Origin of the sequence: Mucilaginibacter sp., assembly GCF_036383575.1 — a bacterium.
GTDB lineage: Bacteria > Bacteroidota > Bacteroidia > Sphingobacteriales > Sphingobacteriaceae > Mucilaginibacter.
Window position 1 is genome coordinate 1 of the sequence record NZ_DASVOB010000324.1, and the last position, 13629, is coordinate 13629.

Sequence of the window (13629 nt, forward strand, 5' to 3'; positions counted from 1 at the left end):
ATGGATTTCAAGATCAGGAGTGATCAGAATGATCTTGGCGATGTTTTTACCGCTATCCCGGATGAGTACGCCAAATATGTTGATAACATGGATATCAGCGGTAACGGCATCATTCAGCTTGACCTTAGCGGAAAGTACATCGCCTCAAAAAATATCATGCCTAATTTAAGCATCAGTATGAAAGTGCGTGATGGTTCCATCGTTAACAAAAGTACCCCCGCACCGGTTAAAAACCTGTACCTGAACATGGATGCCAGTCTGCCTGGTCTTAACCCTGATAGTTTAAACGTTAATGTTGATTCGGTTTATTTTAATATTGGTAAGGATTACTTTGGTTCAGTATTAAAATTAAAGGGGATCAAATCGCCTTATATTTATGCCAAGGTGAATACCGAAATTGACCTGGAACAATGGTATAAAGTTTTTGGAATTAAGCCATTCCAGGTAAAAGGAAGGTACGGTTTACATTTATTGGCCGAAGGCAAATACACTACCGGCATCAAGAAAACGGGCCTAAGAAAAAAGGTAGATACGGTGATCACCAGCATCCCTCAATTTAAACTTAAGTCGACATTCAGGAACGGGTATTTTAAATATACCAAACTGCCGCAAGCCATCAATAATATCAGTTTTGACCTGGATGCCGCCTGTCCCGATCATAATATTGCCAATGCTACTATGGATGTGCGTAACCTGAACATTAACGCGCTAAATAATTATATCAAAGGCTATCTGAAGCTTAGTAACAAGGCCGGCGCTTTAATTGACGCGGGTTTGAATGCCAAATTTCATTTAGACGATATCAAACAGTTTTACCCGGTTGATAGCATTGATTTTCGCGGTGATTTTGATGCTAATCTGCAAAGCAAGGGAAGGTATATCCCTGCCCGCCGCATTTTTCCGGTTACCAATGCCGAGATCAACCTGAAAAACGGCTACATCCAAACCAAGTACTACCCGCACCCTATGCAAAATGTGCAGGTGAGTGTTAATATTTTTAATAATACGGGCTCATTAAAAGGGCTTAAGGTGAATATCAAACCGGTTTCGTTCAGCTTTGAAGGGCAGCCATTTTTGCTGAGGGCCAATCTCCGCAATTTTGATGACCTTGATTACAATGTGGCCTCACGCGGCAGTTTGGATCTGGGTAAAATTTATAAGGTTTTTGCTGTAAAGGGTTACGATGTAAATGGATTTGTAAGTACCAACTTTAAACTGAAAGGCAAACAAAGCGATGCTACCTCGGGTCATTATGATAAATTGGACAACTCGGGCAGCATGAAGGTGAAGAACATCAAACTTACCACCGAGCTGTTTCCGAAGCCGTTTTTTATTACCAACGGCGTATTCAGCTTTAACCAGGACAAAATGAAGTTCGACCAGTTTAAGGCCAACTACGGTAAATCGATAGTGGTGCTTGACGGTGCTTTATCCAATGTGATAGGTTATGCTATGCAGCCAAATTCACCGCTAAAAGGTGAGTTTAATTTGAAGAGTGATTTGATTGTTGCCGATGATTTTATGGCTTTTGCAGGTGTGCCTGCGTCTGCTAAACCAACCAAATCATCGGGCGTGATATTGGTGCCTGCAAACCTTGATCTTAATTTTGCAGCTGATGTTAAAAAGGTAAAATATAGCGGTTTGGATATCAGCGACGCCAAAGGTGCAATGAACATCACCAACGGGCAGATCGTACTTAAGCAAGCCGGATTTAGCCTGATAGGAGCTCCTGTTGTTATGGATGCCACTTATGGTAGTATTAATCCGCAGAAAGCATTTTTTGATTATCACATTAGCGCCAAAGAATTTGATATTCAACGTGCTTACCGCGAGATCAAATTGTTCCATGATATGGCTACTTCGGCAGAGCATGTACAAGGTGTTGTATCCTTAGATTATAAATTGGCCGGTAAGCTCAATAGTGATATGAAACCTGTTTACCCTTCATTAAAAGGCGGTGGTGTACTCTCCGTAAAACAGGTTAAGGTATATGGGTTGAAGCTACTGAGTGCTGTAGGCAAACAAACCGGGCATGACAGTGTTGGCCATGGCGATGTTAAAAAGGTTGATATTAAAACTACTATAGCCAATAACATCATGACCATTGAGCGTACTAAAATGCGCATTGCCGGTTTCAGGCCAAGGTTTGAAGGCCAGGTAGGTTTAGATGGTAAGCTGAACCTGAAATTCAGGTTGGGGCTGCCGCCATTTGGTATTTTCGGCATCCCGATGACGATCACCGGAACCCAGGATAAACCTATTATCCATTTGGGTAAAGGCAAAAAAGAAGATGAGCTAAAAGAGACACAGGACGATGAATAGAAGCGGGTTGAGCGGCCTGATGAATGTAATGTAGTTAACACGCTGTGTTTAGTTAACATTAAAGTAACATTGAAATGCTTCTTTTGTATGCTCTTTTGATGCTTTAGTGGTTAAAGAGTGGCTTCTTTAACTTGATGATCACCCGCTCAATTTTCAGATATGATTAAACGCTTTGCCAGGCTTATTCAAATAACGCTGTATCTGTTTTTATTAATAGCTGATACAACGGTTTTGGCTCAATCAAACAAAACTGACCGGTTTCAGGAACTTCAATTACAGGCTCAGCAGCACCCCGATTCGGTGCTTATCATTCTGAAAAAGCTCCACGCCGACGCTGTTCAGGATAATGATAACCTTAAAGCCGGTATGAGCCTGCAGCAAATGGGGCAGATCTGTTTTAACCAGGGCCATTATGCGCAGGCCCTTGATTTTTATTTACATGCCGATAAGGTATTCGGGCAGGTTGGCAATAAGGACCTGCTGGCCGAAAATCTCGGTAAAATGGGGATCCTGTACTATTATAACAGGCAATCAGATAAATCATTCCAGCTGTATAAAAGGGCGCTGACTTTATATAAGGCAACCAATAATAAAAAAGGTCAGGCCGAGATCTTTGGCGCTATTGGCCACCTGTACGAAAAGCACCATAAATACGATAGTTCCTTTTACTACCAGCGCCTGGCTCTAAGCAGCTATAAGCGCATAGGCGACGATTACGGGCAGGCAAAAATATACGAGAACCTTGGCAGCATTCACGAGGACCTGGCAAATTACGATTCATCATATTCCTGCTTTAAAAAGTCGTTAGAGATCTATAACAAATACAATAACGAAGTTGCCAGTATTGAGGTGATCAATAATATAGGCGATATTTTGCGGAAAACCGGTAAGTATGAGGAAGGGATCATTCAATCGCGCAAAGCTTACGCATTGTCGCTGAAAACAGATAACCTGTACCAGCTGGCTGCCTCTTGCCGTGACCTGGGCAAATCATATCAGCTCTTGAACAGGCTGGACAGCGCTTATCATTACCTCGAACTCAGCCGCAAATACTCGCTTGAGGTTTACTCGAGGGAAAGCATTAAACAAACTTCATTTTTGCAGGTGATATATGATATGGATAAAAAAAGCGACGAAATTACCCGCCTTAATAATATCCGTAAAACCAACCAGATAGTTACTATAGCCGGCATTACCATTTTTCTGCTGCTTGTTATCCTGGGATTTGTCACCTTCAGCAGGCAGCGCCTTAAAATACGTGACCAACGTGTTTTGGCCGAGCAAAACAGGTCGATATTTGAAGCCCAGCGTGGCTTAATGGAACTGGAGTTAAAGAATAAACAGCTGGAGGAAGAAAGCCTTAAACAGCAGCTGGAACTTAAAGGACAGGAACTGTCATCCCACACGTTAAATCTCATCAAAAACAACCAGCTATTGGAGAGCATGCGCAATACCCTGCAGGATATGGTTAAAGAAGATAAGCGCGACCAGAAGCGGCAGATGCAGCAAATTGTTCAGCAAATAAATCAAAGCTTTAACCATGAGCAGCACTGGAAAGAATTTACCGTTGCATTTGAACAGGTTCACCAAAGCTTTTTTGATAAGCTGAAACAGCGCAGCAGTGATCTTACCTCAACAGATCTGCGCCTGATAGCACTGCTTAAAGTTAATATGGATTCGAAGGATATCGCAGGCTTATTAGGCATTTCTATTGATAGTTTAAGGGTGGCCCGTTACCGTTTAAGGAAGAAACTTGACATTGATCAGGGCGAAAACCTCAGCACCTTTATACAGGCCCTGTAATCCAAACACTCGCCATTTTTCCTTTTTTTTGATGCTTAACATTAGCTTAATGTAACGGTAACTGAATGATAATGGAGGGTTTGGTTTTTGATATAGTATTGAAAATCAATTAATTGTAATTTTGTGCTGCTGTTGCGTATACGCCTCATGTAACGCTGTTTCCTTTTTGTAACGGCAGTTTGTAACGGATGTATTGTTGGTTTAAACACTTTTGCGCCGTCAAAAAGCAAATCACAATTGCATTAATCGTTTCGCAAAATGAAAAAATACTTACAATCATTATTATTCATGCTGTTATGCGTTACCGCCGCTAACGCAACCAAGCTGAAAGGTCATGTTTATGACCGGAAAACCGGCGAGCCTATGGTGGGGGCCACCGTTAGCCTCGACCGAACGAAGATCGCTACGACAACCGGCCTCGATGGTTCGTTTGAATTGAAGGATGTACCAAAAGGTACCTTTTCTGTAAGGGTTTCTTTCGTTATGTATACAACCGCAGTGCAGCAGGTTGAAATAACCAAAGATGATAACCCGCATCTGAAAATATACCTGGAAGAGGCAAACAAGCAATTACAGGAGATCAGCGTGGTGTCGCAGAAAAATGGCTCGACCGAAAGGACCGCCCGCCGTATTGAGCAGCAGGCCACACAGGTAATGAACATTGTATCGGGCAGGGCTATCGAAGTATCGCCCGATTTGACAGTGGCTAACGTTATCTCCCGTGTATCCGGTGTATCTGTTGAGCGTAATACCAACGGCGATGGCCAGTACGCCATTTTGCGCGGTATGGATAAACGTTACAACTATACCCTGGTGAATGGCATTAAGATACCGAGCCCGGATAACAAATACCGTTATGTTCCGCTTGATATCTTCCCGTCAGATCTGCTTTCGCGATTGGAAGTTTACAAAACACTTACCCCAAATCTTGAAGGTGATGCCGTAGGTGGTGTTGTTAACATGGTGATGAAAGACGCTCCCGAACGCTTTGAAATTAACGCCAACATTGCAGGTGGTTATAGCCAGTTGCTTCTTGATCGTAAGTTTATGAGTTTCGATTATTCAGGCATTAACCACAAATCGCCATATGAACTCAATGGTAAAGCCTACCAGGCAACCCAGGCCGATTTTGGTACCGGAACTTTAAACTACTCGCTTAAACACCCGGCCCCAAATCTTGTTGGTAGCTTGTCATTAGGTCAGCGTTTTTTTAATAACAAGCTGGGTGTATTGGTAGCGGGAAGCTATCAGAATACGTATCGCGGTAGCAACAGTGTGTTTTACAGCTCGAAAGTAGTTCCGACAGCCGAATACGCCGCTGTTACCAGCCGGGCCGACAGGGAGTATTCAGAACAACAAAAACGGTATGGTGTATTTTCAAAAGTTGATTATGTGATAAACAGCCGCAATAAACTGAGCTTGTTTAACACCTATGTTAACTTAACCAATATCCAGGTCCGCGATGAAAAATCTACCAGTTTTTCAACCGATTATGATCCGGACAAAGGAAATGCCCAGTTAGGCTATGCAACCCGCAGCCGTTTTACCGAGCAACAAATTTACAGCGGAACACTACGCGGTGATCACAAATTATTTAATGATAAACTTAAAGTACAGTGGTCGGCAGTTTACTCTTCGGCCGAAAATGAAGTGCCTAATAACACTACTATCAGCTTAAACGGCGTGCGTGAGAACTTTGTAGACAGACCTACTTACCTCACAAACGGTACTTCACTTACCCACCGCTGGGAACGTAACACTGATGAGGATAAAGCAGGTTACCTCGACCTTACCTATACCGCTCCGATTGGTGGCGTTAATGTAGATTTCTCTGCTGGTGGTTTATATCGTGATAAAGAGCGTAGCAGCTTTTATAACAATTACAATCTTACAGCAACAAATCCAAGTGCATTATACGGTACCGATTTTACGAACTACACCCAGCTTAACTTTAACGTAACCAACCCGGGTGGTGCTGTAAATAACTCCTTAACCAACGATGCCTCTGAAAAGATAGGAGCCGGCTATGGTATGTTTAAATTTACCACAAAAACCATCCAGGTAGTTGGTGGTGCCCGTGTGGAGCACACCAACCAGGGCTATCGGATGCTTTTCCCGCAGGGCGAGACGAGGCCAACAGGTAACCAGATCTATACCGATGTATTGCCAAGCTTAACCCTTAAATACTTTTTAACTGATAAAGAGCAACTTCATGCTTCTTATTTTAAATCAGTTAACCGCCCCGGCTTTTATGAGCTTATTCCCGGTGGAAGAGTAGGGGATGAATATAATGAACGCGGAAACCCTGATCTTAAACATGCCGTTGCTGATAACTATGATTTAAGATATGAGCTGTTCCCTGATGCAAGTACTCAATTGTTAGCAGGTGCATTTTACAAAAGGATCATGAATCCTATTGAATACAGCTTCCAGGCCGATGCTACACGCGGACAGGATACTTATTATATACCAGGCAACTTTGGTACAGCAAAAAACTACGGGTTGGAGCTTGATTTCATTAAATTCTTTAACAAGTTTGGTGTAAAGGCAAACTATACCTATACCCACTCACGCATCACTACTCCTAAAGATACTTACATCACCGATGCCAATGGTGATACCCGCAAAATTTCGGTAAACCAAACAAGGCCGCTGTATGGTCAGTCAGAACATATCGCTAACCTTTCATTGTTATATAAAGACACTAAAAAAGGTTGGGATGCACAAATTGCCGGAGCTTATACCGGTCCGCGTATCAATACCGTATCGCAGTTCCTGAACAATGACCTTTGGCAGCGTGGTTTTATCCAAATGGATGCATCTGCTGAAAAGAGGTTTAAAAATAACCTGAGTGTATTTGTTAAAGCCGGTAACCTGCTTAACACCCCAAGCAAACTGTTTATAAAAGGTACCAACCCTGAAAACGCGACATTGAAAGATGATAACATCGTAGCAAACGGACAAACGCTAATCCGTAGTGACTACTACAAGCAAACCTACCTGATAGGCGTTCGCTATAAACTCTAAATAATTTATAAAACATAAATAAAAGGCATTACAATGAAATTAAAACAAATATTTGCAGTAATGCTGCTATCGGCCGTAGCCTTTAGCAGTTGCAGAAAAGCTAATCTTGACGTTGATGCAAGCTCTGGCGACGGATCAGCAAGTGGTGAGGTATCTGGTGTTTGGGCCAAAGGCAGCACCCAGATTATTAAAGGTGATATCATTATCCCTGAGGGTAAGTCGCTTACTATTGAAGAGGGGGTAACCGTATTGATGGATACCATTGCTAAACCTGAGTTTATAGTAAAAGGTAACCTTTACTCCTTAGGGACTGCCGAAAACCCGGTAAGGATAACAGTAAACCCGGCATACCGTACCGATGCCAAAAAATTTGGTAAGATGTGGGGCGGTATCCTGGCAGCTAAAACCTGTGCTGAGCTGGTGCTTGACCACACCATTTTAGAGTATGGTGGTAATACAACATCTGATGCTTCAACATCGGTAAAACAAGGGCTTTACAAAGCCGTGGCCGGCGAAAACTTACCTGCTCTGTGGTTTTCAAATGTTAACGGGAAGCTTATTGTTGTAAACTCAATCGTACGTAACTTTCAGGAAGATTGTACCTATATTGAAGGTGGTAATATCATTTTTGCCAACAATACATTTTATACCACTGGTGTAACCGGCGGCGAGGCTATGAACTTTAAATCGGGCTGTTTAGCTGATGTTGGCTTTAACCTGGTTTACAGCGCCAACACCAATGCCCTGAAGCTATCAAATTCGGGCGACCGCACCCCGCAGGCTTATATCATTGCCTATAACAACACCATGGTAAACACCGGCTGGCGCAGGCCATCTGCAAAAGGCGGATCTATCTGGCTGGAGAATAACGTTCACGCCGATATCTACAATAACCTGTTTGCCAACACCCGTTTTGGTATCAAACGCGATACCAAATCAACCGAAGATAAACGTACCATCATCAGCAATAACCTTTACTACGGTTATGATCAAACAACGGTAAACCAGTTTCAACCGTCAAAAGATATTATTGGCGGTGTTAATGAGATCAGAGGCACCAATGCCGGCGATAACGATCCTAAATTTGTGAACTATCCTGAATCAACACCGGTATTGAATGCGGTTTATGATGTAACCTGGGATTTCCATTTGCAAAGCGGTTCGCCTGCTTTAAACCATGGTATCACCAATTTTACCCGTCATCATGCTGCAGGTATCACCGTAAACGGGATAACTTATGTATCTCCTGATCCGGCTACTTACATCGGCGCTTTCGGAACAAAATAAATTAACTCATCGCAATGGTCCTGCATACTCTTGCAGGATCATTTTTATTAATAATGATCAATGAATAAATTAAGCAAATTAGCATTTGTTGTACTTGCTGTTGCCATAGGTAATACCGCATGCGGCCAAAGCCAGGTACGCAATAATAAAGGCCTTACTATCCCCGGCAGTGCATCTCCCGAAATTAAACCGGTAGTTATTACCGAGCCTGTATTGTATGATACCGATGATCCTGCCATATGGATCAACCCTGCCGATCCGGCTAAAAGCCTTATCATTGGCACCGATAAAAACAGTGAAGGCGCTCTTTATGTGTTCGATCTTCAGGGAAAAATTATTAAGGATAAAGTTGTTCGTGGTTTAAAACGCCCTAATAACGTTGACCTTGCTTATGGCCTAATGCTTGGCGGGAAGCCCACCGATATTGTTATTACTACCGAACGCATGACCCACAAACTCCGGATTTTTTCATTGCCGGATATGAAGCCGGTAGATAACGGTGGTATTGATGCTTTTGTAGGCGAAACAGGTTTTGAATACCGCGATTTGATGGGCATCTCTATTTATACCTCAAAAGATGGAAAAATGTATGCCATAGCCGGTCGCAAAAATGGCCCGCAAATCGGCGGATATATCTGGCAGTATTTATTATCTGACGATGGCACCGGCAATGTTAAAGCTACACTGGTGCGCAAGTTCGGTAAATACAGCGGCAAAAAGGAAATTGAGTCAATTGCTGTTGATAATGAACTGGGGTATATATACTATTCAGATGAACAAGTGGGTGTTCGCCAGTATTATGCCGATCCCGAAAAAGGAGACCAGGAATTGGCGATATTCGGCACATCAGGCTTTAATGCCGATCATGAGGGAATCTCAATTTATAAACTGAACGATACAACAGGATACATCCTGGTATCTGACCAGGGCGCTAACCGCTTCCAGATCTTCAGCAGGGAAGGCACTAAAGCAAACCCTTTTGAGCATAAATTGCTGAAAATAGCAAACGTAGCTGCTAGGCAAAGCGACGGCAGCGATGTAACCGCTACACCATTAAATGATACTTTTAAACATGGCATTTTTGTGGTGATGAGCAACGATAAAACTTTTCATTACTATCGCTGGGAAGATATTGCGGGTAAAGAGCTTAAGGTGAAGGAAAGCGAAAAAAGATAATTTAAGCCTCCAGCCGCCGCTCGACTCCAGTCTGTAGGTGCGTTGGGAAGACAAAAAACATGTCATTGCGAGGAGGAACGACGAAGCAATCGCACACTATGCAGGGCGGATATGCTTCCGTGAGGTTGCCACGCTATCGCTCGCAATGACATTTTTTTTACTGTCCCATCAGGGTCTCTCGCAGATTTAAGTTAACCCACAAAATTGCTTTCGTTTAATCAGCAAGGCGTTTTGTTTTGCCCCTCTGGGGCAAAGGGTATTTCTGTTTTTTATGCTACAAACCTTTTGCACCTCTGGTGCATCTGTCCTTAGGCATCTCAATTAATACCTGTTTATTAAACTATAAAAATCCCCCAGAGGGGGAAAAGGTTTGTAGAAATAACGTTACACCCCTTACCCGAGCCCCAGAGGGGCTCAACTTACTCAATTGGCTATAAGCAATTTGACTATCAATTTTGTGGGTTAACTTAAACTCGCAGAGGACCCTGATGTTATACGCCAATGACGCCTTTTTGTATGCTATTTTTGAGATTGCTAAGTTGTTTTTGGGAGTTGTACGTTTTAGCCAGAGTTATCGTATTGCATTAATGATAGCTAAAAACTCCAGCTGAAAGCTTTCGCCTTTATCCTCATTATACCATTTCTGCAATGCTATCTTCTTCTCGCTCATTTCAACATGATCTTTAACCATTTGCAGGTATAACTGCTGGCATTCGGCCGGGCGGGGCCCCCAGGTAGCAAGGTCAGCACCGTTTTCATCTGCAATAATGATCTTCGGGATCGATCGGGTACCATTGGTCAGGTAACTTTCAATCAAAAACGGTGGAGAATCTCTTAGTTGGTACTCAACTTTAATGAGCGGGTTTAATTCCGAAAGGCGATGCAGGAACGGTATAGTATGCGAAGCATCGCCACACCAGGCCTCTGTAATAACTGTCCACAATTGTGGCTTGCTGATCTTTTCGATGGCATTTGTCAGCTCCGGATTCAGTACGCCAACTTTAAGCCAACGTTGCTGACGCGACCAGTTTAACCTCGTGTAATTTAAATAATCAGGGTTATTATATGGAGCAGCGGGGTTAGGACTGTTTAAAATCTCAAAAAATAGCTGTTGATAGGCTGTAAAATCCATAACGCGTTGTTTTTGGTGCCATTATTTAACGGTAATTCCTTTTACGGTGTTAAGTTAAATAATGTGCAGGGTAATTTTATTGACTGCACGGTTTATTTCAATAAGCTTACGGGGCTATGATTATTTACTTCACTTTTCCGGCTGTAGATCCTGCAAGAACTGCGTGGGGGTTTTTCCGTACTCTTTTTTAAAAGCCTTGGTAAAGTACGATTGGGTTTGGATGCCTACACGATAAATTACCTCGGTTAGCAGCACATCCTCATGGGTCATGATCTCGATAGCTTTCTTGAGCCGGATGCTCCTGATAAATTCGTTTGGCGCCTGGCCTGAGATCTCTTTGATCTTATGATAAAGCTTGGTGCGGCTCATACCTATGGTATTGCAAAGTTGTTCCACATCAAGATCTGGGTTGCTCAGTTCCTTATCAATGATTAGGAGTAATTTATCCATAAATTCCTTATCCTTTGATGAGTGCACCAATTCTCTTGCTTCAATATGATGGTTTTTGAGGTAGCGCTCCTTTAGCTTTTGCCGCTGCTCAAAAATATTACGGATGGATAAGGTAAGTAAATTAATGCTGATAGGTTTGGGCAGATACAGATCGGCCCCCGAGTCGATGCCTTCAATTTCGGCCTGTAAATTGGTTTTGGCAGTAAGCATTATGAAGGGGATATGGCTGGTATCCAGGTCCTCTTTTATGGCATGGCAAAAGTCGATGCCGTTCATGCCCGGCATCATCACATCGCTGATAATCAGGTCGGGCAATTGCTCTTTGGCTTTGGCTAAGCCATCAGCTCCGTCAACAGCTTCGTTAATGGTATAAATTTCTTCAAGCGAACTTTTAATAAATGCCCTGATCTCGTCATTGTCTTCAACTATCAGGATCCGGTATTTATGATTGTTGTTGGCCAATTTGGTCTTTGCCGGATACAGTGGCCCGGTAGGGGCGATAGGCTCCATCTGGATGCTTTCCAATCTTGTACCGCCCGGTTCTGCGGCTTCACTCCATTTTTCTTTCGGGCCGTAGTCACTTTCTGAAACAGGTAGACCGATGATGATATCAGTACCGGCATACCGCTGGCTGTATACATAAATGTCGCCTTTATGTAATACTGTAAGGCTTTTCACAAAAGCCAAGCCTATGCCCGAACCAAGGTGGGTTTCGGTAATGCGGTAATAGCGTTCAAATAAATGCTGTATAGAATCTTTAGAAATGCCGATGCCATTATCCGAGATCCTGATGTAAGCATACCTGCCCGCCCTGAAGTTATTTTTTAATACCAGTTCATTTTCAAAGCCGGACTTAAAATCCTCTAAATTGTTCAGCACCTCAACCGTTACCATCCCCTTAGCCGGAGTATATTTCAGCGAGTTGTTGATGAGGTTCAGCACAATTTTTTCAAGTACCTGCCTGTCAAACCAGGTATTATCGAGGGTGTTGTTTAATACTACATTTAAACTAATGTCTTTTTGCAAGGCCGCTTCTTTAAACTCGGCAGCTAATTCATTGATAAAAGTATTGAGATTACCAGGTGTAACCTTCAGGCTCAGTACCCCTGATTCCACTTTTCGGAAATCCATCAGCTCGTTAATGAGCAGGAGCAGGCGGTTGGCATTCCTGTACATCACTTCGTAATACTGGCTTGTAGCCGATTTGCCTTTTTCAAGCAACGTTTCCAGCGGACCTAATATCAGCGACAGCGGCGTGCGAAACTCATGCGAAATATTGGTGAAAAATTGGAGTTGCAACTGGTGCATTTCCTCGCGTTTGTTTTCTTCGATCTTGCGCAGGTCGAGGTTCTTTTTAAAACGCAGTATTTCATAAATACTGAACAGGATAACCACGATCATCAATGTCCTGAACCACCAGGTTGCCCAAAATGGGGGAGTGATGATGATCACCAGCGAAGTGCCGGTACGGTTCCATAAGCCGTCGTTATTGGCTGCCCGCACAGTAAATGTGTAAGTTCCCGGCTCCAGATTGGTGTAGGCTGCTTTGCGCTCAGTAGTATAGTACCAGTTGGGGTCGAGGCCTTCCAGCCGGTAGCTGTATTTATTGTTTTCGGCAGCGGTATAATTGAGTGCTGCAAAATACAAGGCGATGGTTGACTGCCCATGATTTAAAGTGACTGATTTGGTGAGACTGATATCGCCCGAAAGCGGTGACCCGGGCGCATTGGGCTCTACTATTTTGTTGAATACTTCCAACCCGGTAATATAAACCGGCGGGATATAAGGGTTACCCACAATGGCCGAAGGATTGAAAACATTAAAGCCATCCACACCGCCAAAATACAGGTAGCCGTTTTTTGCCTTTAATGATGAATTAGCTTCAAATTCCTGCCCTTGCAAGCCGTCGGCAGCGTTGTATTTGCTGAATTGCAGGTTTGAAGGATTAAACTTGATCATCCCGTTTGAGCCCGAGATCCAGAAATTACCGGCAGTATCTTCTTCTATGCTTTTAATAAACCCGGTGCCCAGCCCGGCTTTGTCGGTATAGACCTCAAATTTGTTTTTTACGGCATCAAACAAGTAAAGCCCGGCTTGCCCAAGCCAAAGCCTGCCTTTATGATCAATGAAGATCACCCGCAAGTCGGGCAGCTTTTCAAGGCTATTAAAGTAATGACTGATCTTTTTAGTGCGCAGGTTATAGCAATTGAGCCCGCCATCATCGGTACCTATCCAAAGGTTTTTGTTCCGATCTTCATTGATGGATACGATGTTGTTGCCCTGGATGCGGTCTTTTTTATCAGCAGTTTCCGTGAACCTGGCAAACCTGTGTGTTGTTTCATCAAACAGGTTAAGCCCGCCATAATAAGTAGCCACCCAAAAGTTGCCTTCGCTATCTTTAAATGATTTTTGAAAATAGTTTGAGCTAATGG

General features: G+C 43.1%; 7 protein-coding genes. 5 read left to right on the plus strand and 2 right to left on the minus strand.

Features of this window, described 5'->3' with window-relative positions:
* From VF500_RS11130 to VF500_RS11150, 5 genes are all read left to right on the plus strand, one after another.
* Positions 1 to 2322, plus strand: a 2322-nt coding sequence (locus tag VF500_RS11130; protein ID WP_330859740.1) for an AsmA-like C-terminal region-containing protein, incomplete at its 5' end; no start/stop codon positions are given.
* A gap of 159 nt (positions 2323 to 2481) precedes the next feature.
* Positions 2482 to 4125: a tetratricopeptide repeat protein gene (locus VF500_RS11135; RefSeq protein WP_330859741.1), complete on the plus strand. Its 1644-nt coding sequence runs from the start codon at positions 2482 to 2484 to the stop codon at positions 4123 to 4125.
* 258 nt (positions 4126 to 4383) lie between these two features.
* Positions 4384 to 7152: a TonB-dependent receptor gene (locus tag VF500_RS11140; protein ID WP_330859742.1), complete on the plus strand. Its 2769-nt coding sequence runs from the start codon at positions 4384 to 4386 to the stop codon at positions 7150 to 7152.
* Positions 7153 to 7185: 33 nt separating this feature from the next.
* Complete coding sequence (locus VF500_RS11145) at positions 7186 to 8439, plus strand: right-handed parallel beta-helix repeat-containing protein (protein WP_330859743.1); 1254 nt, start codon at positions 7186 to 7188, stop codon at positions 8437 to 8439.
* Positions 8440 to 8499: 60 nt separating this feature from the next.
* Positions 8500 to 9615, plus strand: coding sequence for a phytase (locus VF500_RS11150; protein ID WP_330859744.1), 1116 nt, complete (start codon positions 8500 to 8502; stop codon positions 9613 to 9615).
* A gap of 571 nt (positions 9616 to 10186) precedes the next feature.
* Here VF500_RS11150 and VF500_RS11155 read toward each other — a convergent pair.
* Positions 10187 to 10747: a thioredoxin family protein gene (locus tag VF500_RS11155; protein ID WP_330859745.1), complete on the minus strand. Its 561-nt coding sequence runs from the start codon at positions 10745 to 10747 to the stop codon at positions 10187 to 10189.
* Positions 10748 to 10876: 129 nt separating this feature from the next.
* Positions 10877 to 13629 (minus strand): hybrid sensor histidine kinase/response regulator transcription factor (locus VF500_RS11160; RefSeq protein WP_330859746.1); only part of this gene is annotated, 2753 nt, incomplete at its 5' end.